This is a genomic window from Amycolatopsis benzoatilytica AK 16/65 (assembly GCF_000383915.1).
Classification (GTDB): Bacteria; Actinomycetota; Actinomycetes; order Mycobacteriales; family Pseudonocardiaceae; genus Amycolatopsis; species Amycolatopsis benzoatilytica.
Genome location: NZ_KB912942.1, coordinates 2,316,419 through 2,341,301 on the forward strand (window position 1 = coordinate 2,316,419; position 24,883 = coordinate 2,341,301).

The following is a 24,883-nucleotide window of genomic DNA, read 5'->3' on the forward strand; positions in this document are numbered from 1 at the left end:
ACAAACATGTCCGCGTGACAGCTGAAATCAACAACATAGTATTGAAATCAACAGAATGGTTTCTCATGAACGCCAAAAAGACCTTTCACACCATTCCCGAGTCCGCGTGGATTCTGGGCGTCTCCCGCAACACCGTCAGCCGGGCGATCCGGACCGGCGCGCTCCGCGCCACGCTGTGCCGCTCCGGACTGCGCGTCTCGTCTGCCGAGCTGGCCAAAGCTCTTCAGGACGGAGGTGTGGCATGGACGACCTCTGGCTGATCGGTGTCGCATGGCGGCTCGACCGTCTGCGGTGGGTACCGACCGATGTCCTGACCAAGATCGTGACCAGCGACGGAGCGTGCATGATCCCGGCGGAGAGTGGGCCGCCGGACGCGAACGACGATCGCGAGTTCGCAAAGCTGCTGTGCGGCGGCTGCCCGGTCCAGGACGAGTGTCTTGAGTTGGAGCTTCGGACGGCCGGCGTCGACACGGTCGGCGTCTGGGGCGCGATGACCGATGACGACCGTCGTGCGCTGTATCCGCACCGGCTGCGTCGCGGTGAGCGGATCGAGCGGGGTGCGCGATGAACGGACTGACCGTGACACCCACGCAGATCCTCGCTGGCGTCGGCGTCCTGCTCGTGCTGTTCTGGGTCTGGCGAGCCGGTTCCCGCAGGGCAAAAGCCGCCGCCGAAGCCACCCGGAGCGGTGCCCGGCTTGTCTCGCTGGTCGGGCGGGTGCTGTTCAACGCGGGACTCATCGTTGCTGTCCAGTGGGTGGTCATCGCCCATTCGGGCAACCGGTGGCTGCTGCTTGCCGTGCTCGGTCTGCCCGCGTTATTCGCGTCCTATGCGCTGACCCGCGCGATGACTGTGACGACGGTCGATGCCTCGAAGCGGGGTGGTCGGCGATGAACCGGGCTCAACGCCTTTCGCAGGACGCGGCCGAGGCCGCGGAGGTGCGTGCCTATCAGACCGATCCGGACGTCGTGGCGCTTCGGATCGAGCGGGTGCGGCGGCAGGTCGACTGGATGTGCTGGTCCGGGATCGTGCTCGGACTGGCGTTCACGATGACCAATGTCCAGGGCTTCGCGTCGGCTGGGACGCGGCCGGGCTCATTGCCGTGGCTGGCTGCGTGGGTGCTGGACCCGACCGTTTCACTTGTCCTGCTCGCAATCTTGCGGGCTGAGCAAGTGACGGCGCGGTACCAGGTCCGGACCGGTGTCTGGGTTCGGCGTGCGAAGGGGTTCACGCTTGCTGCCACCTACGTCATGAACACCTGGACGTCGTTCGCAGCTGGCGAGCCCGCGTCGATCGTCCTGCACTCGGTGCCGCCACTGGTCGTCTTCGTCGCGGTCGAAGCGATAACTGATCTGCGGGACAAGCTCACCGACGCCGTGCTCGTGGCTGCTGAACGCCGTCCCGTTCACAAGGAGCCCATGAACTCCGGTCGGCGCGTGCTGTTCGGCGACTACCTCGCGATCGCCCGGGAGAGCTGGACGCCCGACGTCGAGATCACGCCCGCTTGGGTGCGGCGGGCTACCGGCTGCTCGCGTGGCCTGTCGCCGCGGCTGGCGCGGGCGCTGCGCGCGGAGGTGGCCAATGGCTGACTCATTGCCGGTCAAGGCCGATCCCGTGCTCGACGGCGAGCTGGTCGACGACACGTTGCCGCAACCGCGTCGGCGTGAACGACGTCGGAACCGTTTCGTGTTGTGGTGGTTGCACTCGCCGCGGGTGCCGTTGTGGCTCAAGAGCAGGCCGCAGGCGGTGCAGGCGCTCAAGGATGCTGTGGTGTGGCTAGTGCTGTCGCCGTTACGGTTCCTCGGTGCGGTTGTGCGCGGTGTCGTAGTCGGTGCGCGGTGGTGGCGTGGGTGGGTAACCGTCCGGGATTACCGGACGGCCGCCGAGGAATCGGAAAAGCTGGCGGACAAGTTCATCGAAATCCGGGCGCTGACGTTGTTCCGGTGGAAGGTCAGCGGTGCCGTCACGGTCGTTGTCGCCATTGCAGTGGCCGTCGTCGACCTCGTGTATGGGGACGATCCACTGTGGATCGCCGGGGCCGCTGCGTCGGTAGCGCTCGCGGTTCTCGGACGCAGGAAGGACGGCAGTCCCGGGCGTAAGCCGGCGCTTGCCGGACCGCGGACGCTGACGTGGACGATGGACCCGCAGGTCCTGGTGGACGCGTTCCGGGACGCGAAGCTGATCGGCAAGGACGAGACGTTGCGGCTCGTCGAGCGCGCGACGCGCGTCGGTGACGGCTGGGCGGTCACCGTCGACCTTCCTGCCACGCGCAAGGCGGCCGACGTGGTGAAGAACCGGGACGCACTCGCGTCGGCGCTCGCGGTCGACGAAGTCCAGCTGATCGTCGAGCGCGTACGAGGCAACAGCGGGCACGCCGGTCGGGTGGCGATGTGGGTGGCTGATGAAGACCCGTACGCATCACCGCCGTTGCGGACGCCGCTGCTCAGCGTGACGCAGTGGGACGCGTGGCGGCCGATTCCGTTCGGACGGGATGCGCGGGATCGGCGGATCGACCTTCCGCTGGTGTGGACGTCACTGCTCGTCGGCGCGATTCCGCGGCAGGGCAAGACGTTTTCCGCGCGACTCGCCGCTGCCGGGCTCATCCTGGACGCGTGCGTCCGGCTGTACGTCGCGGACTTCAAAGCTGGGAAGGACTGGGACGCGGCCGGTTCGGTGGCGCACCGGTTCATGTCGGGCGACGAACCCGAACACGTGCTGGCCTTGGTGGATTGGCTGATCGAGCTGGTCGGTGAGGTTCAGACGCGGTTCCGGCGGATGCGCGACCTGGACGACCTCACGTGCCCGGAGTCGAAGGTCACGCCGGAGATGTCCCGGGACAGGTCGTTGAACATGCCGATCACAGCGATCTTCATCGATGAGGTTCAGGTTCCGTTGGAGGACCGCACACCCGTTGACGTGCAAGGAAAGAAGCTTCCCGCGGGTGAGTACGTCGGTGAGCTGCTGACATGGCTTGCGAAGAAGGGGCCGGCCGCTGGGATCGTGCTCGTGCTCGCGACGCAGCGGCCGGATTCGAAGACGATCCCGTCCGGGCTGCGCGCGGTGCTCGGCTCGCGGTTCGCCTTGCGGGTGATGGACTGGCGCGACTCGAACATCGTGCTCGGCGAGCAGATGAACACGCGAGGGTTCGACTCCTCGCGGCTGCTGCCCTCACACAAGGGCGTCGGCATCCTGCGGCCGGACGGCGACACCGCGGCCGGCGCCGACGCGCTGGCCATGACGGTCCGGACCTACTACATGCCGAACGACGACTGGCGGACCATCTGCGAGCAAGGCCGCGCGCTGCGCGAAGCTGCCGGGACCCTGACCGGGCACGCAGCAGGGCAGGACACCATGCCAGTGCTTGACCACGCCGCGGCAGTGAAGGCAATCAGTGCAGGTCAGCCCGTTGACGCAGTTGAGCTGCCTGCGCTGCTCACGTCGATCGTCGACTACCTGGGCGACGATCTCAGCGAGGACGGCCGGGACTTCGTACCGACGGCCGAACTGCTCGACGCGCTGGAGATGGATCGGCGGACGTTCGCCCAGGAGATGACTGACCTGGGATGCCGGCCGACCCGGGACCGGGTGACCGGCGACGACGGCGAGGTTAGGCAGGTGCGCGGATACCTGACCGCTGAAATCAGGAGTTCCATCAGCCGTGCGGCCACTGGCGGCGAGCCGGACGTGGAGGAAGATCAGCCATGAGTGCCGATCACTCCGAGGATCGACCGATCCGAGCTATCCTACCTGCGGGATTGCCAAGGCTAACGCCTGCTGTCGCGCGCGGCTTGCTGGCCATCCTGATCGAGCTTGCCGAGGTGCCGGTACTGGACGGGCCGGCGGAGGAGGTAGACCGTGACGGCTGAAATCAGCAGTGACCCGTGGTCGACGCTTGACGACATCCTTGGCCTGGAAGTCGTCGACCCCGTAGACGACGGGATCGGCGAGCTGGCGGTCTACGGCCGGTGCTCTACCGAGGACAACCAGGACCCCGAGACTTCTCGCGGCTGGCAGTTCGGGAACGCTCGGAAGTTCGTCGAGCCGCTGGGCGGACGGGTCGTGGCCGAGTTCTTCGACATCGGGCAGTCACGTTCGGTGCCGTGGGAGCGGCGTACCGAAGCCGCTCGGCTGCTTGCCGAGCTGAAGAACCCGCGGCGGACGTGGAACGCCGTCGTGGTCGGTGAGGGCACCCGGTGTTGGTTCGGCAACCAGTTCTCGCTGATCGCGCCACGGTTCGCGGCCTACGGCGTGGACTTGTGGGTGCCCGAGCTGGGCGGAAAGTTCGACGCGCGGAACCCGTCGCACAAGATGCTCATGAGCGTGCTTGGCGGGATGAGCGAATCGGAGCGCCAGCACGTCCAGGCGCGCGTTCGCGCAGCGATGGACGCTCAGGTGGTGAACGAAGGACGGCACCAGGGCGGCCGGGCGCCGTACGGATACGTCGTGGTCGATGGCGGGCCGCACCCGAACCCGCGGAAGGCTGCAGAGGGGTTCCGGCTGCGCGTGTTGGCAATCGACGATGAGGCTGCCGGCGTCGTCCGACGGATCTTCTCCGAGTACATGGAAGGTGTGGGCGACCGCGCGATCGCGAAGGGCTTGAATGAGGACGGGGTGCCCTGCCCTTCGGAGCGGCGGCGCGACCAGAACCGTCACCGGCTCGCGGATGGCTGGCAAGGCAGCACCGTTCGATCTATTTTGGAGAATCCGCGCTACACCGGGTACGCGATCTTCGGGCGCTGGACGAAGCACGAAACCTTGCTGAACCCGGACGATGTGAGCGCGGGGCACGTCGTACGGTTCCGCCGTGCGGAGCCGGAACGCGTCGTTCGATCGCGGCGGCCCGCCCGCCCGGAGATCGTCTCGGTGGAGACGTTCAAGCAGGCACAGCTGGTGCGCCGGTCCCGGGCAGCCGGCGGGATGCGTGGCATTGCGAAGCTTGACCGGGATCGGAGCGCCACCAAGCACACCTACTTGCTGAAAGGGTTGGTGCGCTGCGAGATCTGTACGCGGAAGATGCAGGGCGCGGCGATTCGCAAAGGCGTGTACTACCGGTGCATCGCGCGGACACTGGCGCCGGGCTCTGCGGCGCTCGCCGACCACCCGAAGACGGTGAATCTGCGAGAGGACGTCGTGACTCCGCCGATCAACGGTTGGCTATGTCTGGTCTTCGACCCGGCCAACCGGGACGAGACGGTTGCCGCGCTGGTCGGGGCGCAGGGCGGCCAGCCGGGTACGGGCCGAGAGGCGGTGGAGAAGCGGCTGAACGACGCGGAAGGGCGGTTGCGCAGGCACCAGGCGGCGATCGAGGCCGGGGTTGACCCGGCGGCGCTGGTCGACGCGATGAACATCGCCCAGGCCGAGCGGAAGGCAGCCAGGGAAGAGCTAGAGAACCTGCCCAAGGCGACGACCGTCGACGCGGCGGAGGTCTACGCGATGCTCGACTCACTCGGCGACGTCGCCCGACACCTGAACTCGCGCAACCCGGACCGGATCATGCAGGTCTACCGGGACCTCGGCCTGCAAGTCGTCTACGACAACAAAAAAGAGGCGGTCGTGGTGACCGCCTCTCCCCGTGTGTCTAACGTCTGTGTCCGAGGGGGGACTTGAACCCCCACGTCCGTTAAGGACACTAGCACCTCAAGCTAGCGCGTCTGCCATTCCGCCACTCGGACTTGCTGATATGAAGAGAGTATACGACGGTCAAACCCGTCTTTCAGGGGGGTGTGAAACTGAAGCCGACCCCCGCATGAGATCATCATCTGTTTTCCGCATCTCGAATCTCTCCTGTGTTTACGCAGGTCAGCGGCTTCTGATTGTGCGGTCGGAGCGGGTCCTGCAGGTGTGGCGGGAGAGCGTCCAGTGTTCGGGGAGCCAGCAGCGAATGGCGATGCTGGCGGACGAGGCCATGTTCAGGGTGTCGCGGAGGGTCGCAGAAGGTGACCTCATGTCACCGGCGGAGCGGGCCGTTGCGGTAAGCAAGCACCGCAAGCGCCGCAAGCGGCAAGCAGCGGCCCGCAGCCGTCGTAGGTCAGCCCACTGTCACCACTCGTGCCCAGTCTGGCGGATCGTCCGGTCGGTAGCCCGGACTGTCTTCGTCCACCCGATGCTCCCGGGCGAACAGGCCCACGATCGTCCGGCACGGTGGGCGGGAGTGGGGCCACGGGGTTTGCCCGTCGGTCAGGGCCACGATCGCGTCGGGGCGCGGGCTGGCGCGCAGGGCGGTCGCGAAGCCTGCGCGCAGGTCGGTGCCGCCACCGCCCCGGAGCGGTATTCCTTCGGCTTCGCACAGTCGGCCGGTCGCGTAAGACGCGGCGTCGCAGGACAGCACCGACACCAGATCCCGCCGGCCGCCGGTGGCGTGGACGATGGCGGCGATCTCCAGGATGGCGCTGCCTAGCTCGGCGTCGCTGACGGAAGCCGAGGTGTCGACGATGACGCAGACTCGAGGCGGCCTGCGGCGCAGGCTCGGCAGGATGATGCCGGGCAGACTGGATGCTCTGCGGGCCGGGCGGCCGTAGGTGTAGTCGTCGGCGGAGCCGGACATTGCGGAGCGGAGTGCGGCACCCAGCAGTTCCCGCCACGGTTGTGGAGTATGGAACGCTTCTTCGGCCCAGCGTTGCCATCCTCTCGGCGCGTTCCCGGGGCTGCCGGTAACGGCTTGTGCGACCCGGAAGCGGACGGCATCTCGTTCGTGCGGGCTGAGGGAGTGTGCGCCGTCTGCGGCTAGGTCCCAGTCCCGAGGGAGCCCGTCGGCTCCGCTGCCGCAGTCCAACCAGGCGAATCCGTTGGTGTGCGGGCCCAGCCGGAACTGGTGCAGGTAGTCCTCCATCAGCTGTCCGTCTTGCAGTCTGAGCAGGGACGGGTCGACGGCGCCTTCGGGGCGGGCCAGTCCGTCGCCGAATATGTCGTCGTTGATTTCGCAGTCGGCGGCGATGTTCATCCGCAGTCGTTCTCCTGGCCCGGTAAGTTCGTGCTGCGCGGCGAAGCGGTCGCTGCGGCCGTGGTGGTCGCGCAGCAGGTGCGAGACCTCGTGTACCCAGACTCCGGCGAGTTCTTCCATCGGGGTACCGGCTACGAAGGCGGGCGAAACGTAGCAACGCCAGTACTGGTCGACGGCCATCGTTCGCACTCGGTGCGATTCCACGGTGTGCAGGGCGAACAGCGCGGTCGCGAGGTATGGCCGGGCGCGGACGGCGTGCAGGCGGGCGGCGAAGAGCTTTTCCTCGTCCAGGGTTCGTGAGGTCATCGGGGCTCACCTGCGAGCCGGGAGACCGAGACGGCGCTGGAAAGGCGTTCGATGGCGGCGGGCACTTCCCAGTCGTCGCGGCGCAAGGACGCGAGCGTGGCGGCTGGGACGACTACCAGGTCCGGAGCGCCGGTCTTCAGCGCCCGGACCAGGACTGACCAGGCGGCGTGCCAGCGTGCTGCTTCCGAACGGCTTCGACTACGTCGTCGAGGACGGTTTGGCGCAGGTCGCCGCGCTCGGGCAGGACTGCTTTGCCGGGCTCAGCGAGCAGGGTTTCGGGATCGGGCAAGTCCGTCCAGTCCAGGCTGGCCAGCAACTCCAGGCCCGGCCCGTCGCTGACGGTGCCGCGTGCCAGCAGGGAGAGTACTTCCCGGGAGGCGTCGGCTGCGGTGGCGAAGGCGACCAGCCGGAGGGTCGTTTCCCAGCTGCGCGGCGACGGCCACGGGCCGCCGCGGCGCGCTTCGTTCTTCGGGAGTTGATGGACCAGTCCCGGCCGGGCGGCGAGCAGGCCGCAGACTGCTCGCCGGGCGAAATCGACGGCGTCAGGGAGCTGGGCGGGGTTGAGTTCCGGCAGCGTCGCCACTGGCCAGGTTCCGCCCATTCCGCGCACCACGACATCGTGCTCGTATGTCCACTGTAGCTGGACGAATCGGTTGGCCAGCGGCGGGCTCAGCTCCCAGCCGTCAGCCGCCGAGGACCGGGGGTTGGCGGCGGCGGCGATGCGGACGCCGCGCGGAAGCTGCAGAGCGCCGATCCGCCGCTCCAGCACGACGCGCAACAGCGCGGCTTGGACGGCGGGCGGCGCGGTGGACAGCTCGTCCAGGAACAGCAGGCCTCGTCCGGCCTGCACCAGGCGTACCGCCCAGTCCGGCGGAGCCATCGGCACGCCCTGCTCGGCGGGATTGTCGCCGAGCACCGGCAGACCGGAGAAGTCGGACGGTTCGTGGACGCTCGCGATGACGGTGGTGAGCGGGAGATCCAAGGTTGCGGCGAGGTGGTTCAGTGCGGCGGTTTTGCCGATCCCGGGCTCGCCCCACAACAGCACGGGCAGATCGGCGGAGACGGCGAGCGTCAACGCGTCCAGCTGAGGGTTGGCGCGTGCCTCGGTGGTCGTCTCGTCCAGCAGAGCGAGCAGGTCGGCGGCGACGTCGAGAGGACGGGTGGCGGCGGAAGAAGAGTGCATGGCAGTAGACAGTTTGTTCACCTTGGGGTCGGATCGGTTCAGCGAGTGGTTGCGTGGCGCGGATGTGCTCGGGCCGTGCGTCGGCCGGAGTCCTTTGTGGACGAAAGCGGGCGGTGGCCGGTGAGCTCGGCCCGGTACAAGCCGTGCGCCACTTTGCGGCGCACAGCGGACTCCAGCTCGTCGCGTAGTGCGCCGCTGCGCAGCAGAACATCTGGGCCGAGCAAGTTTTCAACGGCAGCAAGGGCACCGGCGGTGTCGCCGTGGTCGAGCCGGGCGCGGACATCGACCAGGTTTTCCGGATACCGGTGCGCCTCGTCGATCGCTCGCAGGCAGGGCAGCTCGGCACCGCCCAGCGCGCCCAGCAGCTTTTCTCTGCGGACCTCGTCGGCGAGATGGTCCAGCGGGGGGAGTTCGCCGTTGACCACGCCGATTCGGTGGGTGGCGCCGCGGCAATCGACGGGGCGTGAAGACGTTGCGCTGTCGGGAGGCCGGGCCAGGTCGAGAGGACGGTGGTCAGGGCGGAGCGCGGACGCGACCAGCGGGTGCAGCTGATCGACGTCGATCAATCCGGCGTGTAGCAGTTCCAGGTCCGGCGGGACCCAGGTCGCGGCGTCCGGCAGGACGGGCAAGAGATGGGAAGGATGATCGGCTGCGTCGCCCACGTTCAGCGGCAGGCGGTGCCGGCCGGTGAGCCGTACAACGACCGGGCCGCTGGTGCGTCCTTCGGACCGAAGCAGCAACGCAGCCTCGGGCAGCCACCGGCCTGCGGCAGCCGCGCCCACGCCCGCGGGGATCTCGGGCCTGGGAGGGCTCGGTGTCCAGCGTCCGGAACGTTCGCGCAGTTCGGCGGTTCAGCGCGCATCCCATAGGTGGCGGTGCAGGTCAAGGCGGAATCGGCGGTCGGGACGGGGATGCGGATGCGGGCTCGCCCCGGCCCTGGGAGATGTTGGCTCCCAGAGCGCGAGGCTGATTCGCTGCCCGGCGCTCGCCCACGCCGGGGGAGTGCGTGCGACGAGGTGGAGGTGGCCGGCGGCGGAGCGGTAGCGCGCCAGCGACAGGGTGAGTCCCGGTCGCAGCAGGCCGTCGGGGCTGATCCTCGGGAAATGCCAGCGGAGCAGGTCGGGAGCCAGATGTCGCAGGTCGGCGCGGATCTGCGCGGTCAGGACGTTGCCGTGGACGCGGCGCGCGGTGCGCAGGGCCGGAGCTGAGGGGAGTTCGCCGCAAACGGGGGCGGCGGAACGAAGACCCGGCAGGCGGCTGTGCGGCCGACCGGGTGCGGCTCGCGGTCCGGGACCTGGCGGCCCGGAGTGGACGTTCGCCAAGCCGTGCGCAACAATGCATGCACGTTTCACTATATGTCGAGGATGGGTGGGGTAGAAGTGGGCGAAGGCCACGGCCACGGCGTCTCTGCCGGTGCAGACCGCAAGTGGCTGGTCTGGGCGCTGGCGCTGATTGTCGGCTTCATGGCGGTCGAGCTGGTCGTTGGGCTGGCGGCCGGTTCGCTGGCCCTGATCACCGACGCCGGGCACATGCTGACCGATGCCGCGTCGATCGTGCTCGCACTGGTCGCGATCCGGCTGGCGGCGCGACCGGCCAAGGGCGGGTTCACCTACGGTCTCAAGCGCGCGGAAATCCTGTCCGCGCAGGCCAACGGCATCACCTTGCTGCTGCTCACCGCGTGGTTCGTCTACGAGACTGTCGACCGGTTGATCGATCCGCCGCCGGTGCGGGGCATGCTGGTGTTCGTCACGGCGATCGCCGGGATCGTCGTGAACATCGCGGCGAGCTGGTGCATCAGCCGGGCCAATCGGTCGAGCTTGAACGTCGAAGGCGCGTTCCAGCACGTCCTCAACGATCTGTACGCGTTCATCGCGACCGCGATCGCCGGCGCGGTCGTGTGGTGGACCGGGTTCGCGCGGGCGGACGCGATCGCCGCGCTGGTGGTCGCCGGGCTGATGGCGAAGGCGGGCTGGGGGCTGGTCCGGGAGTCCGGCCGGATCTTCCTGGAGGCCGCGCCGGCCGGGATCGACCCGGAGGTGGTCGGTGCGCAGGTCGCGTCGGTGCCGGACGTAGTGCAGGCGCATGACCTGCACATCTGGCAGATCACGTCGGGAGAGCCGGCGCTGTCGGCGCACGTGCTGGTCCGGCCGACCGCCGACTGCCACGCGGTGCGCGCGGGGATCGAGGAGCTCATGCGGGCCCAGCACCGCCTCCAGCACACGACGCTGCAGGTGGACCACGCGAGCGAAGACCAGCTTGACCACTGCGAGCACTCGCACGGTCCGACTTACCGATTCACCGGGCGCTGACCCGGATTCCGGCCGAGTGTCCCAGTGCGGGGTTCGTCGGCTGGGAAGCGTGGTCGCGGGTTCGGCATGGCGCTGGCGGCATCCCGAAGTCCCGCGCGCCTGACCAGCCAGTCTGGTCACGCCGGACGTACTGCTTTCGATTGCTATGTCTACTATGTCCGGTAGTGCGCGCGAAGGGGGCTGATCGGGGTGCGGAACCGCACGACGTACATCACCGCGGGAATTTTGGCCGGGCTGCTGCTGATCGCGGGTTGTTCGAGCACTCCGGATCCCAGCCCGTCCGCAGGCGGGAAGTCCGCCGCGCCCGCGCCGGCCTCGGTGCCCGCGACGCTCGAACTCGGGCCCAAGGACGGCGCGCAGGACGTCGCCCCCGGCGAGCCGGTCACCGCGGTCGCGGGCGGGTCGAAGCTGAGCGCGGTGAGTGTGAAGGCGGAGGACGGCACCGCGGTCGAGGGCGCGATGGACGATGCCAAGCAGCACTGGAGCACCGGCAAGCCGCTGGAGTACGGCACGAAGTACACGCTGAGCGCGACCTCGGCGGGCGCGGACGGCAAGCCGCTGACCCGGACCAGCACGTTCACCACCGCGAAGCCGAAGGTGCTGGCGTTCCCGTCGGTGATCCCGCTCGACGGCGAGACCACCGGCGTCGGAATGCCGATCACCGTGAAGTTCTCCAGCCCGGTCAGCGACAAGGCCGCGGCGGAGAAGATGCTGACCGTCACGTCGGACAAGCCGGCGACCGGCGCCTGGCGCTGGTTCGGCGACGACGAGGTGCACTACCGCACCAAGGACTACTGGCCCGCGTACACGACGATCGTGCTCGACATCAAGATCGCCGGCCGGTCGCTCGGCAACGGTGTCTACGGCAAAGCCGATCGGAAGATCTCGTTCAAGACCGGCGCGTCGATCATCTCGAAGGTGTCCGACAACGAAAAGCAGATGCGGACTTACCAGGACGGCCAGCTGGTGCTGACCTCGCCGGTCAGCCTCGGCAAGCCGTCGAAGAAGAGCGTCTCCGGCACGATGCTGATCATGACCGTGCAGTCGCCGTACACGATGGACTCCAGTACCTACGGCGTCCCGAACGACTCGCCGGGCGGCTACAAAACCACCGTGAAGTACGCGCTGCGGCTGACGAACTCGGGGCAGTTCCTGCATTCCGCGCCGTGGTCGGTGGCGCAGCAGGGGCGGACGAACACCTCGCACGGGTGCCTGAACGTCAGCGTCGAGAACGCGAAGTGGTTCTACGAGAACTCGCATCGAGGCGATGTCGTGGTGGTCACGGACACCGGCGCGCAGCTGGAACCGGGCGACGGCTGGACAGACTGGCGGTTCAGCTGGGAAGACTGGCGGAAGAAGGTCTGATCGCCCGCGCGGGGCCGGGATCCGGCGCTCGTCCCGGGACTTCGGCAGTGCCAAGGCCCGGGACGAGCCGGAAGACGCCGTTACGGCAGGGTCAGGCCGTACGCGGAGAGCGCGGCCGGGACCGGCTGGAAGAACGTTTCCCCGCCGGAGTTGCAGTCGCCGCTGCCGCCGGAGGTCAGGCCGATCGCGGTCGGTCCGTCGTAGAGCGAACCGCCGCTGTCGCCCGGTTCGGCGCAGACGTTGGTGTCGATCAGGCCGCTGACGGTGCCCTCCTGGTAGTTCACCTGGGCGTCGAGACCGGTGACTGTGCCGCTGTGCACGCCGCTGGTGGAGCCGCTGCGGGTGACGTTTTCGCCGACTGTCGCCTCGCCGGCGCCGGTGATGTCCTGGCCGGTGTTCACCGCGCTGGGCGCGTCGACGCCGTCGTCGTAGAGCGCCCACGAGTAGTCGGTACCCGGGAAGTCGGCGGCCTGGGTGGTGGCGATGTGCTGGGAGTTGCCGGAGTCGGCCCACCAGTCGTTGGTGGCGACGCCGCAGTGGCCGGCGGTGAGGATCGCCGGGCGGCCGCTGGAATCGTGCACGTTGAAGCCGAGCGAGCAGCGCAGGCCCTGGCCCCAGATCGCGTCGCCGCCGCTGATCAGCGGACGCAGCTTGGTGCTCGAACGGGAGAGCCGGGACTTGTCTCCAAACCGGTGTACCGCGTCGGTCAAGGTGGTGAGCTTGGCGCCGGTGACGGTCGAGTCGGCGGTGACGAGCACCTGGCCGGTGCGCGGATCGACGCGCCACGCGGTGCCGGGGATGCGGGCGGTGGCGTTGAGTTCGGCGGTGACGGCTTTCAGCTCGGATGCGCGGTACTTGACCAACTTCGGCGTCGCGCCGGCGGCACGGACCTGGGCAGCCGCGGCCGCGTCGGTGACCGTGACGACCAGTTTCGACCCGGCCTGGTCGTAGAACGACCCGACCGTGCGGTCGCCGAGCGATTTCGTCAGGCTGCCCGACAACGCGGTGGCCGCGCGGACGTTGAGCGGTTTCGCGGCGGGTGCCGCGGTCGCCGGTCCGGCGGCGGCGAAAACGGATCCCGCGGCCAGAACGGCCGCGGCTAACGCGACCCCGCGTCTTCTTTGACTGCCTGCTGAGTGCATGACCATCTCCGTTTCTGGCGAATAGGACGATGGCGCATCGCGGCGAACGAATGCGTGCGCGATTTACAGGTTAGGGAGTGGTTTCGGGCAATTGAACCCACGAAAGTCGCGAACCCCCCTTTCCGTTGCGCAGCATGGATTTCGCCCGACGTCGGAGATTATTCCGGAGTGGTTTATGCCAATCGTCGCATTCGCGACCAGGCGTGCCCGCTTCGCCTCCCTCCTTTCGACGGTGTTCGCCGCCAGGGCGGTCCTGCGACTCTGGTGTCCCGGCGCGGGCGAAACCGCCCAAGCCGAGTCCCCGGCCGGATCCGGCCGATTTCCGCATTGTCCCGGCGAGGACCGGACATGCTGCTATGGAAGGGGAAATGGATGCGCAAGCTCTTGCTTGCCGTGCTCGGCGCGTGCGCTCTGCTGCTCGCCGCGGGCGCGCCGGCGTCGGCGGTGGAGGCGCGGACCGCGGCGCAGCCGGCGATCATCGGCGGCGGCGACGCCACCGAGACGTACTCGTTCATGGTGTCGCTGGACAACGGCTGCGGCGGCAGCCTCGTTGCGCCGCAGTGGATCGTCACCGCGCACCACTGCGGCGACGCGTCCTCGGGCCGGATCGGCTCGACGGACATCAACTACGGCGGCGAGGTCGGTCAGATCGACAACGTGATCACCGATCCCGGCACCGACCTGACCATGATGCACCTGACCCAGCCGGCGCAGTCCGCCCCGATCGCGCTGGCGCACAGCAACCCGGCCCCGGGCACCGGCGCCCGGCTGCTCGGATGGGGCTGCGTGAGCTGGCCGAACTGCCAGACCCCGGAGACCCTGCAGCAGATCGACCTGTCCGTGCTGGACAGCAGCGCGTGCGCGGAAGGCGGCGGGGGAGCCGGCGACGTCTGCATCTCCGGCGACTACGCCCACTCGGCCTGCCACGGCGACTCCGGCGGCCCGGCGATCGTCGGCAGCTCCGGGAACTGGACCCTGGTCGGCGAAACCCACGGCCCCGGCGACAACGGCGGCGAATGCGCCACCACCACGCTCTACACCGGGATCGCCCAGTACTTGTCCTGGATCGATCAGCAAATCGGCAGTTGACGCCGCTCTTCGGAGAGAGGACTACCTTGATGGCAATCTCCCGCACTGCTCGCCTCGCGGGCGGCCTCGCCGCCGCGCTGCTCGGACTGACCGGCGTCCAGGTCGCCACGGCAGCCGCCGCGGACGCGTCGCCGAACGCGGTCGAGCTGTACTACGACGCCAGCGGCGCTCCCGACTACCAGTCGGAAGCGACCCAAGCCGCCGCGAACTGGAACAGCGTGCTGCAGAACGTCCACCTGAACGCGGGCGGCGCAGCCACGATCTCGATCCACGAGATCACCGGCGGCGGCTCGTACACACAGACCGACGGACACGGCAACGGCGACATCTACATCGACACCGAGCAAGTGGCCGAAGGCAACGATCCCACCCGGATCCTGGCCCACGAATTCGGGCACAACCTGGGCCTGCCGGACGACTACAGCGGACCATGCTCGGAGATCATGTCCGGGCACGGGCCGGGACCGTCGTGCAAGAACGCGATGCCGGACGCGCAGGAGAGCGCGCAGGTGGACGCGAACTTCGCGAACGGCTTCGTCCGCGAGGCGGCGGCCGCCTGGCATCTCTACCGGTAGCTGCCACCGGTCGCGCACGTCCGGGAAGGGCCGCAATCCGAGGCCCCGACAGGGCCCTTCCCGGACTGCTCCGCCGTCACGGCCGGGCGACCTCGACGTCGTCCAGGACCCCCAGCGCATCCGGTACCAGGACCGCCACCGACGAGTAGGCGCTGACCAGATAGGAAGCGACCGCATGCTCGTCGATCCCCATGAACCGCACGTTGACGCCGTCCTGGTACTGATCGTCCAGCTCGGGCGGGCGCAACCCGACCACGCCGGCGTCGTCGACTCCGGTCCGCAACGCGAGCACCGACGTGGTCCCGGCATCGGTGACCGGGATCTTGTCGCACGGAAGGACCGGCACCCCGCGCCATCCCATGACCTGTTTTCCTTCCACCAGAACCGGTTCGGGATAGATTCCGGCCCGCGTGCACTCCCTGCCGATCGCTGCGACGGCCCGCGGATGGGCCAGGAAGAACCGGGTCTTGCGCCGCCGGCACAGCAGGTCGTCCAGGTCGGCGGGAGTCGGCGCCCCGCGCCGGGTGGTGATCCGGTGCGCCAGATCCGCATTGTGCAGCAAGCCGAACGAGGCATTGTTGACCAGCTCGAACTCCTCCCGCTCCCGCAACGCCTCCACGGTGAGCCGCAGCTGCTGCTCGAACTGGTCCATCGGCCCGTTGTACAGATCCGAAACGCGGCTGTGCATTCGCAGCACGGTCTGCGCGACCGAAAGCTCGTACTCCCTCGGCGAAGGCTCGTAATCCGCATAGGTCCCGGAAAGCAGCGGCTCGCCGTCGTGCCCGGCGGCGAGGTCGATGCTGGCTTCGCCCTTCCGGTTCTGCGGTTTCAGTGGCCGGGCTGTCACTTCGGCTACGTGCGCGCGCAGTGAATCCAGCCGACCGTTCAACCGAGCGTAAGCCGCTTGCGGCAACACCAGCGCGACGACCCGAGTAGCCGCCCGAGCCGTGAACCCCCACGTCGCGTCGTCGCGGACCAGCACTTCCGCGCCGAAATGGTCCCCGTCGGTCAAGGTGCCCAATGCGGTCTCGACGTCGTACGCGCCGGTCCGGTGCCGGGTGACTTTCCCGTGCGCCACCAGAAACAGCCCGTCCGCTGGGGACCCGGCTCCGACCACAGTGGCCCCGGCTTCGAACTCCCGCTGCTCGAACGCGTCGGCGAGCGCGGCCAGCGCAGTCTCGTCCTCGAAACCCCGCAGCACCCCGATCTCGGTCAGCTCAGCCGGCACCACCCGCACCTGCGGCCCGTTCTGGAAGAAGCTGACCTTGCCGTCGCCGACGGCGTAGGTGAGCCGCCGGTTGACCCGGTAGCTTCCGCCGGGGACTTCGACCCAGGGCAGCTGCGAGAGCAGCCACCTCGGGGTGATCCCGCGCATTTGCGGGACCGACTTGGTCGTCGTGGCGAGCTGTCGAGCCGCCTTGACGCCGAGCGAAAGCCGCGGCTCCTCGATCGTCGGCACCGGCCTCAGCTCTCCCGCCCGATCTCAGCCGCTTCCAGCACCGCGAGCGCGTCCGGCACCAGCACCGCGGCCGAGTAATACGCGGAGACCAGGTAGGACACGATCGCCTGCTCGCTGATGCCCATGAACCGCACGTTCAGGCCCGGCTGGTACTCGTCCGGCAGCCCGGTCTGGTGCAGCCCGATCACGCCCTGCTCCGCCTCGCCGGTGCGCATCAGCAGCACCGAGCTGGTCCGGTGCTCGGTGACCGGGATCTTGTTGCACGGCAGGATCGGCACCCCGCGCCAGGCTGGTACCTGATGCCCGCCGAGGTCGACCGGGCCGGGGTAGATGCCTGCCTTGCTGCACTCCCGGCCGAAGGCGGCGATGGTCTTCGGATGCGCCAGGAAGAACCCGGGGCCCTTCCACACCAGCGACAGCAGCTCGTCGAAGTCGTCCGGCGTCGGCGGGCCGGTCCGGGTCGGCACCCGCTGGTCGAAATCGGCGTTGTGCAGCAGGCCGAAGTCGGTGTTGTTGACCAGCTCGTGTTCCTGCCGCTCCCGCAGCGCCTCGACGGTGAGCCGCAACTGCTGCTCGGTCTGGTTCATCGGTTTGCTGTACAGGTCGGAAACCCGGCTGTGCACGCGAAGCACGGTCTGCGCGACGCTGAGCTCGTACTCGCGCGGGCTCGTGTCATAGTCCACGAACGTCCCCGGCAGCGCGGGCTCCCCGTCGTGGCCGGCCGAGAGCGCGATCTCCGCTTCGCCGTGTTCGTTGCGGGCGGCGGACCCGCTGGCGACGAACTCCTCCAGGTGCGCGCGCAGGGTCTCGGACCGGTTGAGCACACCTTCGAATTCCTGCCGCGAGAGCGCCAGCACGGTCGCCGCGGTGACCGCCTTCGCGGTGAACTCCCAGATCGCGTCCGCGCTGGTCAGTACGTTCTCGCCGAAGTAGTCGCCGTTCGCGAGGGTGCCCAGAGCCGTCTGGTCGCCGTACGCGCCGACGCCGGCCTTGGCGATCTTTCCGTGCGCGATGAGGAAGACCTGGTCGGACCGGCTGCCGAACTCGGCGAGCACGTCGCCCGGTTCCAGTTCGCGCCGCTGGAACCGGCCGGCCAGTTCGGCGAGCACCTCCTCGTCCTCGAACCCGCGCAGCGGCGCGAGTTCGCCGAGCTCGGGCGGGACTACCCGGACGTCGTCGCCGTTCGCGACGAAGGTGACCCGGCCGTCGCCGACGGTGTAGCTGAGCCGCCGATTCACCCGGTAGGTCCCGCCGGACGCCTCCACCCACGGCAGCGCTTTCAGCAGCCACCGGGTGCTGATGCCCTGCATCTGCGGCACGGACTTGGTTGTGGTGGCCAGCTGCCGCGCCGCGGCCCGGCCGAGGCTCAGCGGTTCGTCGGCGGCGTCGGCGCGGCCGGCCGGTTCGGTGACAGTCACTGCGATTCCACCTTGTCTGGATTCAGGATTGGTAGCGAGGGTTCGTGGCGTGCCATTCGAAGCCGCCGCCCATCCAGTCGCGGACGCCGGCCAGGAAGCGGTGCAGTTCCGGCGACGGAACGGCCAGCAGCGCCCGGCGCCCGTCCTCGAACTCTCGGACGATCCGGTTGTGCAGCCCGACGGTGATCTCCACGGCTTCGGCCACCGGACAGCCGCGGTCCGCAGCGATCTGCAGCACCATGTTGCACACAGGGTTCTCGTCGGCTGCGTCCTTCGCGACCGAATGCAGGTCGTTGACCAGCACCGCCGCGGTGCCGGCCCGCATCATCGCCTCCCGCACCCGCGGGTCGTAGTAGTACGGCGCGCCGAGTTCGTACCCGCCGACGGCGTCGACGAGGGTCATCGACGTGTAGAAGCTGTCGTGCTGGCGGGCCGCGAGGTACTCCCAGGCGGGCGGGTATCGGCCGGTGTGGCGCCAGGCCGCGTAGGCGTCCCAGCTGACGAACATCGCGAACGTCGCGTAGCACACGCGCTGCACCAGCACCGGCGAACCGTGCCGGCCGAGGTGGTCGATCGCGGAGTGCAGCCCGACCAGGATCGGGTCGGACCGCAGTGCCTCCTCGAGCGGCGCGGTGAACTCGCCGGCCGGTGCGACCGGGTCCATCGCGGCCATCACCAGAGCCAGCCGCGGCGGGAGTTCGGTCGGTGCCGCACCGAGCGTGCTGTCGTCGGCGTAGTAGTCGTCGGCTGCCCACCATGCGGCGTTCAGTTGCGCGGCGACCAGCAGTCGATCCGGATCGGCGCAGTCCGGATGGGCGAGAGTCACCAGCTTCCCGAACCCGGCGTGCGCGATCTGTTCGAGGCCCTCGCCTTCGAAGCCGCATTCGGCAGCCCACGCGACCAGCCGCCGGTCGACCTCGGCGGCGAGTGCTTCGTCGCGCCGGACGACGACCGGACCGTACAGCGGCGGCGCGCTGCCGTCGCCCCATTCCAGCTCCGCGTACGCCGGGTCGCCGCCCTGCTGCGCACGCGGCGGCGCGAACTGGGCCGCGATCCGCGCTGCCGACATGCCGAGGCCACCGGGCAGGGGAGTGCTGCAGCCGAGGAGGGCTGCGGTTGCGGACATGACTGCCTCCCTGAGCCGGCCTGGTCAGACGCGGTCCGCGGCGATCAGCAGGTAGTGGAAGCTGCCCTCGCGATAGGCGGTCAGGAACGGCTTCTCGATGCCGGTGGCGACCGGCGACTTCTCGCGCAACTCCCAGTACGGGATGGTCTCGGCGGTCAGGTCGACCACGGTGATCGGGACGAAGCCGTTGTCCGCCAACGCCTTGAAGTAGTCGCTGCGGGCGTGGATGTTGCAGATGTAGTGCTGGTCGATCTGGCTCACCGCGCGCGACCGGCCGCCGGTCAGGTCGTTGTAACAGCCGGTGATCGTGACGTATCGCCCGCCTGGACGCAGCTGGCGCGCGTGCTCGGCGAACAGATCGTGCAGGTCGACGTACATCGTGCTTTCGTTGTTCCAGATTCCGGCGAAATCGCCGCTCTCGAATCCGGTGTCCAGCATGTTCCGCAAATGGAATCGCACCGCGCCGTCGATGCCGTGTTTGCGGGCCTGCTCGTTCGCGAATTCGACCTGCTGCTCGGAAATGGAGATGCCGTCCACCTGGCAGGCGAACCGCCGATGCGCCATCACGCTGGTGCCGCCCCGTCCGCAGCCGGCGTCGAGCAGCCGGTCGGCGGGCGACGGGTCGCCGAGATGGTGCAGCAGGACGTCCGCCTGTGCGGTCTCCAGCCGGTGCATCTCGGCGATGATCGCGTCGTCGCGCCGTTTTCCGCGGCCGTCCAGCACGGCCGGATCGTAGTCGCCGATGCCGTAGTGGTGGTGGTAGAGACCGTCGACGTCGCCGAGCCGCAGGTTGACCGGGTCCTTTTCCGCGTTCCAGTAGTCCGCGACCGATCGCTGGTAGTCGGTGCGGGTGACCGAGCGGGCGACAGAGGTCATCGTTGAATTCCTTTCGACTGCAATGAGGAATCGGCGCAGCGTGAATCAGGCGGGGCCGACGTGCTGCTTTTCCGCTCTGTGTCCGAGGCTAGCGAGGAATGTTTTATCCGGACAAGACGAGCGGAGCCGATTCACTCGCGGGCCGGAAAAACGCGGCGGCGATGCCTCGTCTGGCCTAGGACGGGCCGGGCTCGGGGTCTCAGCGGGTGGTGGCCGGAGGCACGATTGAGCAGGGGGCTGGCACTAGCGGATGACGGCGGGCGACGGTCTGTGCGGGCGGGCTGCCCGTGCGGGACCGGGCAGAGCGGCCCGATTTTCGAACGGAGCGGCCCCGCGCCGGGGCAGGAAGGCCTTCGCTAGTCCGCAGCGCGCATCGCCGAAACGATGACCGGCATTGCGGCGACCAGCGCGACCCCGCGCAGCCCACCGGCGACCGGGAAGGCCGCGCGGATGCCGAGGCGGTCGGCGACCAAGCCGCCGGCGAGTGCGCCGAGCGGCATCAGGCCCCAGCCGAGCATCCGGTACACGCTGTGCACGCGGCCGCGCAGTTCGGCCGGGATCACCTGCTGGCGCAAGCTGACCGTGACGACGCTCCACAGCGTGGTCGCGAGGCCGTTCAGCGCCATCAGCCCGCCGAGCACGAAGGCGTTCGGGCTGAGGCCGATGAAGACGAAGATGACCGCATTGGCGGTCAGGGCGAGCAGTAGCGCGGGCAGCGGGCCGATCCGTGCGGCGAGGGGAGCGTTGACCAGGCCGCCGAGCACGCTTCCGACGGCTGCGGCGGCGAGGAGCAGGCCGAAGCCGTGTTCACTGACGTGCAGGGTCTGGGTGGCGAGCAGGACGATGGTGACGTTGCCGAGCTGGAAGCAGAACGTGTTGACGGCCAGCAGCCCGGCCAAGGTGCGGAGCAGCCGGTGGCCGATGAGCCATCGGATGCCCTCCGCGACCGCAGTGCGGATCGGCGCGTGGTTCGTCCGGGCTGGCGGAGCGTGGGGCAAGGACGCGAGCAGCGCGGCGGAGACAAGGAACGAACCTGCGTCGGCGACGAACGGAAGCGTTGCCGCGGCGGCGAAGAGGGCACTGCCGACCGGCGGTCCGAGGAACAGTTGGCCGGCGTTGGCGATGGTGTACTGATGACCATTCGCGCGGTGCAGCTGCGGGGCGGTGACCAAGTCGGGCAGGACTGCCAGCGACGCGTTGGCGAAGACGACTTCGCAGGACGTCAGCACGAAGCCCAGGACTGCCAGACCGGGGACGCCGATCTTGCCCAGCCAGATCAGCGCGGCGAGGACAGCGACGATGACGGACTGGAGCGCTTGCGACCGCCACATGAGGTTGACCCGATCGACGCGGTCGACGAGTGCGCCGGCGGGCAGGGAGAGCAACAGCCACGGCAGGTAGGTCGCCGCCGAGACGAGGGAGACCTCCACCGGATCGTGGGTGAGCGTGACAGTCAGCAGGGGTACCGCGGCGGCGGCCATGCCGTCGCCGACGTTGTCCACGGCGGACGCCCACCAGAGGCGCCAGTAGGCGGCGGGCAGCCGAGTGCGTTCGGGCATGGCGAGCACAGTTCCGCACTCGAACGTGTGTTCGCCACGATGTAGCTCGGTGCTACATAATCGACGGTGTGCCGTTGACCTTGGAGCTGAGCGTTGGCGACCTTGCGGGCGTCCGGCTCGCGATCTCGCCGCTGTCGGAGACGATCTCCGGTCTGCAGACGCTGGGCCGGAGCTGGGGCCGCAGCCGGCATGAACCGTGGACGCAGTGGGCGGCCCGGCAGCTGGCCGCGCGGCCGCTGGACCTGTCGCGGACCTGGCCGCTGATCGCGTCCGGCCTGCCGCGCTGGCCCCAGTTCCTGCTGCCCGCGCCTGCCAAAGCGGTGACGACGATCGACGAGGCGTTGGCCGCGATGCGCGCCACGGCGCCGGACCAGGTCCGGGGCAGCTTGGAGCGGGTCTTCGGTTCGCGACCGCCGTCGGCGGTGCGGCAGCTGGCGGCTGACCCGGTGTCAGGTATGCGGGCGGTCGCGACCGAGCTACGGGAGGCACACGATCGGCTGATCGCGCCGCATTGGGAGCGGATCCGGGCGGTACTGGACGCGGACGTCGCGTACCGCGCACGGAGGTGGGCCGAGGGCGGCGCGTCGCGGCTGTTCGCGGATCTGCACGGCGAGCTGACCTGGCAGGACGGCCGGCTGACCCTGGAGGGTGACAATCGCCCGTCGCCAGGGCGGCCGGCAGGCGGGCTGGTGCTGTCGCCTCTGGTGCTGGGGCCGCCGGTGGTGTTGATCAAGCTGAACACGACGACGCAGACGACCGTTCGATATCCGGCGCGCGGCGTCGGTGCACTCTGGACAGAACGCCGTCCGGCGGCGGGCAATGTGGTCCGGCTGCTGGGGTGCCGGCGGGCTGAGCTGCTGGAGGTGCTGCGGGCACCCGGGACGGTGACGGGCCTGGCGGAGCGGATGCGAGTGTCGCCCAGCGCAGTGTCGCAGCACCTTCGGGTCTTGCGGGAGAGCGGGTTGGTGACGGGGGAGCGGGCGGGGCGGACGGTGGCCTACCGGACTACCGAGGAGGGGCTGCGGTTGCTGGGCGGCGGCCGGTGAGTGGTGATTCGCGGGACTGTGGCGGTGCCAGCCAGGCTGGGCAAGTGTGACAATCGGCCCTCATTCGCCACATCTCCGGAGTACGATCCCGCGGACAGGACGGAACGGGCAACGAGGGCGCCCGCGGACCGGGGAGTCCGAATCGGACCGGAGGGGGCGGCGGATGGGCGACACCTGGAGCGTGCCGGGATTCACCGAGGTGGACGAGCTCGGCGTCGGCGGCTTCGGGCGGGTCGTGCTGGCCAAGCACGAGGAGTCCGGCCGGATGGCGGCGATCAAGTACCTGCGCGCGGAGTACCTGGCCGACGCTCGGATCGCCGACGCGTTCCGCCGGGAGGCGTGGCTGCTGTCCGGCGTTCGGAGCCCGCACGTGGTCCGGCTGTTCGATTACGTCGAGACGCCGCACGGTGCGGCGCTGATCATGGAGGCGGTGCCCGGCGTGTCGCTGCGCGCGCTGCTCACCGTGGAGAAAACTCTCGCGCCGGAGGCGGCGCTGGCGATCCTGAAGGGTTCGCTGCTCGGCCTCGCCGACGCGCACGCGGTCGGCGTCGTGCACCGCGACTACAAACCGGGGAACGTGCTGGTGTCGCGGGAGGGCGATTCCAAGCTGGTCGACTTCGGGCTGGCCACTTTGGACGGACACAACGGACTGAGCGCCGGCTCGCCGTCGTACATGGCACCCGAGCAATGGTCCGGTCAGCCCGGTCAGCCCGCCACCGATGTGTACGCCGCCACCTGCGTCTTCTACCAGTGCGTCACTGGGCAGTTGCCGTTCCAGGCCGAAACCGCCGACGACCTGCGCGCGATGCACGTCGGCGCTCCGGTGTCGCTGGACGCGGTGCCGGAGGCGGTGCGGCCGCTGATCACGCGCGGGATGGCGAAGGACGCGGCGTGGCGGCCGGCGACCGCGGGTGCGTTCGTGACCGAGCTGGAAACCGTCGCTCGCGCCGCGTACGGCAAGGACTGGGAGAAACGCGGCTGGAAGCGGCTCGGCACCGCGGCCGCCGCGCTGACCGCGCTCACGCCGCTGGCGCTGCTGACCACCGCCGGCACCGCGGCAGCACCGGTCGGCGCGGGCGCCGTCGCGGCGGGCGGTGTGCCGGCTGCGGGCGCGGGGACCGGCGTGACGACGGTGATCGTCGGGAAGGTCGTCGGCGCGCTGGTTCTGGTCGGGGCGCTGGTCGCGGGCGGGGTGGCGATTTTCGGCAATGGCAAGGAGGATCCGCCGCCGCCCGCTCCGGTGACGGTGGCGATGCAGACGCTGGCGGGCAAGGATCCGGCGCTGCCCATAACGTACTCGCTGCAGTACCCGCAGCTGTCCGGCGGCGCGGACCCGGCGGTGCGGGACCGGGTGAACGCCGCGCTGCGGGCACCAGTGGACAAGCGGCTGAAGCAGATACACGACGAGGTGGCGAACCCGGACATCCTTCAGCGGTTCAAGGACGACCACGAAACCGCCGGGGCGCGGACGGCCTCGCGGGTGCTGCTGCAGACGCCGACGGTGCTGTCGGTGCGCTACGACAACGACCTCGACTCGACCATCCTGGGCCACGCCACCTGGCGTTTCCCGGAAACCGTCAACGTCGACCTGGTCACCGGCCGGGTGCTGGAGTGGAAGGACATGTTCCGGCCCGACGTGCTCACCGCGGCCGGGATGCAGACCCTCACCCAGCGGCTGACCCCGCACACGAGGTCCGGGTTCTGCACCTGGGCGGTCTCCGGGCAGGAGAACCGGCTCGCCACCATCGACGCGGCGGACATCCCGTTCGCGAAGAATCCCCATCAGCCCGCCGCGGACATCGGGTTCACGCCGTCCGGGGCGGAGTTCGAGATGCTTTGGTACGACATGGGCTGTGCTACCGCCAGCGACAAGGAAACCGTGTCGATCCCGCACGCTGAGCTGGACGATCTGCTGTTGCCGCAGTTCGTGTCACGGCTGGGCAAGGCAGCGCCGGCGGCGTCGTCGTCGGCCGCGCCTGCCTCTCCGTCGAGTTCCGCGCCGGTCTCGGACCAGGGCACCTACACCAACGACCGGTTTGGCTTCAGCGTGGCTGTCCCTCCGGGCTACGGGAAGTCGCCGTACACACCGCCGGACGGCGACGGCGTGACCTTCTCGAACGCGGGCCTCGACGCGAGCCTCACCGTGTGGGGCACGAACACCGCGGGCGGTCCGCCGGATGCGCTGTCCGCCGCGGTCGCCGAAGTCGAAGCGAGCGGCGGCCACGTCACCTTCCAGAAGGTCGAGGGCGAGCATTACTCGCTGTCCGGCTACGAGGCGGACGGGAAGATCTTCTACGAACGCGGCTACCGGGCGGCCGGATCGACGAACGCGCTGCGCTGGGTCTATCCGAAGGAACAGAAGGACGCGCTGGACGCGCTGGTGGAGCAGTCGCTGGCGTCGTTCCGGCCGGGCGACGTCTCCAAGCCGCACTGAGTGCGGCCGAGGACGAGCGGGAAATGCGTTTTGGCCCGGCCGGCTCGGGCGGCCGA

21 protein-coding genes and 1 tRNA gene are annotated in these 24,883 nt (G+C 69.2%); 12 read left to right on the plus strand and 10 right to left on the minus strand.

Translation table 11 applies throughout. The features are described from left to right. The first annotated feature begins 14 nt into the window (after positions 1 to 14). The 6 genes from AMYBE_RS0110480 (at position 15) to AMYBE_RS43930 (ending at position 5,607) form a co-directional block, all read left to right on the plus strand. Positions 15 to 260 carry a helix-turn-helix domain-containing protein gene (locus tag AMYBE_RS0110480; protein ID WP_245573179.1) on the plus strand — a complete coding sequence of 82 codons (246 nt, stop codon included), beginning with the start codon at positions 15 to 17 and terminating at the stop codon, positions 258 to 260. Next, complete coding sequence (locus AMYBE_RS0110485) at positions 242 to 568, plus strand: WhiB family transcriptional regulator (protein WP_020659329.1); 327 nt, start codon at positions 242 to 244, stop codon at positions 566 to 568. Before AMYBE_RS0110480 ends, AMYBE_RS0110485 begins: the two co-directional genes overlap by 19 nt. After that, a complete protein-coding gene (locus AMYBE_RS0110490) occupies positions 565 to 894 on the plus strand; it encodes a hypothetical protein (RefSeq protein ID WP_020659330.1) in 330 nt (109 codons plus the stop codon). The genes AMYBE_RS0110485 and AMYBE_RS0110490 overlap by 4 nt, the downstream gene beginning before the upstream one ends. Then, the gene (locus AMYBE_RS0110495; protein WP_020659331.1) at positions 891 to 1,589 is read left to right on the plus strand and encodes a hypothetical protein; all 699 of its coding nucleotides are present in this window, start codon (positions 891 to 893) and stop codon (positions 1,587 to 1,589) included. The genes AMYBE_RS0110490 and AMYBE_RS0110495 overlap by 4 nt, the downstream gene beginning before the upstream one ends. Further along, positions 1,582 to 3,705, plus strand: coding sequence for an FtsK/SpoIIIE domain-containing protein (locus AMYBE_RS0110500; protein ID WP_020659332.1), 2,124 nt, complete (start codon positions 1,582 to 1,584; stop codon positions 3,703 to 3,705). The genes AMYBE_RS0110495 and AMYBE_RS0110500 overlap by 8 nt, the downstream gene beginning before the upstream one ends. A gap of 150 nt (positions 3,706 to 3,855) precedes the next feature. Beyond that, positions 3,856 to 5,607, plus strand: a complete 1,752-nt coding sequence (locus AMYBE_RS43930; protein ID WP_027927550.1) for a recombinase family protein — start codon at positions 3,856 to 3,858, stop codon at positions 5,605 to 5,607. On the opposite strand, the gene AMYBE_RS0110515 is transcribed toward AMYBE_RS43930, so the two are convergent. The 4 genes from AMYBE_RS0110515 to AMYBE_RS43935 all read right to left on the minus strand — a co-directional run bounded on the left by AMYBE_RS0110515 (position 5,589) and on the right by AMYBE_RS43935 (position 9,211). Beyond that, a tRNA-Leu gene (locus tag AMYBE_RS0110515) sits at positions 5,589 to 5,672 on the minus strand. The genes AMYBE_RS43930 and AMYBE_RS0110515 overlap by 19 nt on opposite strands. 356 nt (positions 5,673 to 6,028) lie before the next feature. After that, the gene (locus AMYBE_RS0110520; protein ID WP_020659334.1) at positions 6,029 to 7,246 is read right to left on the minus strand and encodes a vWA domain-containing protein; all 1,218 of its coding nucleotides are present in this window, start codon (positions 7,244 to 7,246) and stop codon (positions 6,029 to 6,031) included. Positions 7,247 to 7,382: 136 nt separating this feature from the next. After that, positions 7,383 to 8,429 (minus strand): AAA family ATPase, encoded by a 1,047-nt coding sequence (locus AMYBE_RS41425; protein WP_211226814.1) that lies wholly within the window; start codon positions 8,427 to 8,429, stop codon positions 7,383 to 7,385. Positions 8,430 to 8,467: 38 nt separating this feature from the next. Continuing rightward, a complete protein-coding gene (locus tag AMYBE_RS43935; RefSeq protein ID WP_020659335.1) occupies positions 8,468 to 9,211 on the minus strand; it encodes a hypothetical protein in 744 nt (247 codons plus the stop codon). Between the two features lie 573 nt (positions 9,212 to 9,784). Here AMYBE_RS43935 and AMYBE_RS0110535 point away from each other — a divergent pair. After that, a complete protein-coding gene (locus AMYBE_RS0110535; RefSeq protein ID WP_027927551.1) occupies positions 9,785 to 10,738 on the plus strand; it encodes a cation diffusion facilitator family transporter in 954 nt (317 codons plus the stop codon). Between the two features lie 189 nt (positions 10,739 to 10,927). Then, positions 10,928 to 12,103 (plus strand): L,D-transpeptidase, encoded by a 1,176-nt coding sequence (locus tag AMYBE_RS0110540; protein ID WP_020659338.1) that lies wholly within the window; start codon positions 10,928 to 10,930, stop codon positions 12,101 to 12,103. An 80-nt stretch (positions 12,104 to 12,183) separates the two neighbouring features. Here AMYBE_RS0110540 and AMYBE_RS0110545 read toward each other — a convergent pair whose 3' ends face one another. Next, the gene (locus AMYBE_RS0110545) at positions 12,184 to 13,245 is read right to left on the minus strand and encodes a S1 family peptidase (RefSeq protein ID WP_027927552.1); all 1,062 of its coding nucleotides are present in this window, start codon (positions 13,243 to 13,245) and stop codon (positions 12,184 to 12,186) included. A gap of 372 nt (positions 13,246 to 13,617) precedes the next feature. On the opposite strand from AMYBE_RS0110545, the gene AMYBE_RS0110550 reads away from it, so the two are divergent. Both AMYBE_RS0110550 and AMYBE_RS0110555 read left to right on the plus strand, forming a co-directional pair. Beyond that, positions 13,618 to 14,334 (plus strand): S1 family peptidase, encoded by a 717-nt coding sequence (locus AMYBE_RS0110550; RefSeq protein ID WP_027927553.1) that lies wholly within the window; start codon positions 13,618 to 13,620, stop codon positions 14,332 to 14,334. 29 nt (positions 14,335 to 14,363) lie between these two features. Next, positions 14,364 to 14,909, plus strand: a complete 546-nt coding sequence (locus AMYBE_RS0110555) for a snapalysin family zinc-dependent metalloprotease (RefSeq protein ID WP_020659341.1) — start codon at positions 14,364 to 14,366, stop codon at positions 14,907 to 14,909. Between the two features lie 76 nt (positions 14,910 to 14,985). On the opposite strand, the gene AMYBE_RS0110560 is transcribed toward AMYBE_RS0110555, so the two are convergent. The 5 genes from AMYBE_RS0110560 to AMYBE_RS0110580 form a co-directional block, all read right to left on the minus strand. Then, the gene (locus tag AMYBE_RS0110560; protein WP_020659342.1) at positions 14,986 to 16,368 is read right to left on the minus strand and encodes a family 2B encapsulin nanocompartment shell protein; all 1,383 of its coding nucleotides are present in this window, start codon (positions 16,366 to 16,368) and stop codon (positions 14,986 to 14,988) included. Between the two features lie 5 nt (positions 16,369 to 16,373). Further along, the gene (locus AMYBE_RS0110565; RefSeq protein ID WP_020659343.1) at positions 16,374 to 17,786 is read right to left on the minus strand and encodes a family 2B encapsulin nanocompartment shell protein; all 1,413 of its coding nucleotides are present in this window, start codon (positions 17,784 to 17,786) and stop codon (positions 16,374 to 16,376) included. Between the two features lie 22 nt (positions 17,787 to 17,808). Continuing rightward, positions 17,809 to 18,912, minus strand: coding sequence for a family 2 encapsulin nanocompartment cargo protein terpene cyclase (locus tag AMYBE_RS0110570; RefSeq protein ID WP_027927554.1), 1,104 nt, complete (start codon positions 18,910 to 18,912; stop codon positions 17,809 to 17,811). Between the two features lie 24 nt (positions 18,913 to 18,936). Then, positions 18,937 to 19,788 carry a geranyl diphosphate 2-C-methyltransferase gene (locus AMYBE_RS0110575; RefSeq protein ID WP_020659345.1) on the minus strand — a complete coding sequence of 284 codons (852 nt, stop codon included), beginning with the start codon at positions 19,786 to 19,788 and terminating at the stop codon, positions 18,937 to 18,939. Between the two features lie 356 nt (positions 19,789 to 20,144). After that, a complete protein-coding gene (locus AMYBE_RS0110580; protein WP_020659346.1) occupies positions 20,145 to 21,347 on the minus strand; it encodes an MFS transporter in 1,203 nt (400 codons plus the stop codon). A 68-nt stretch (positions 21,348 to 21,415) separates the two neighbouring features. Here AMYBE_RS0110580 and AMYBE_RS0110585 point away from each other — a divergent pair, with 68 nt between their 5' ends. Then, positions 21,416 to 22,393, plus strand: a complete 978-nt coding sequence (locus tag AMYBE_RS0110585) for an ArsR/SmtB family transcription factor (RefSeq protein WP_020659347.1) — start codon at positions 21,416 to 21,418, stop codon at positions 22,391 to 22,393. Positions 22,394 to 22,556: 163 nt separating this feature from the next. Beyond that, positions 22,557 to 24,827 carry a protein kinase domain-containing protein gene (locus tag AMYBE_RS41435; RefSeq protein ID WP_051124675.1) on the plus strand — a complete coding sequence of 757 codons (2,271 nt, stop codon included), beginning with the start codon at positions 22,557 to 22,559 and terminating at the stop codon, positions 24,825 to 24,827. Positions 24,828 to 24,883 lie beyond the last annotated feature (56 nt).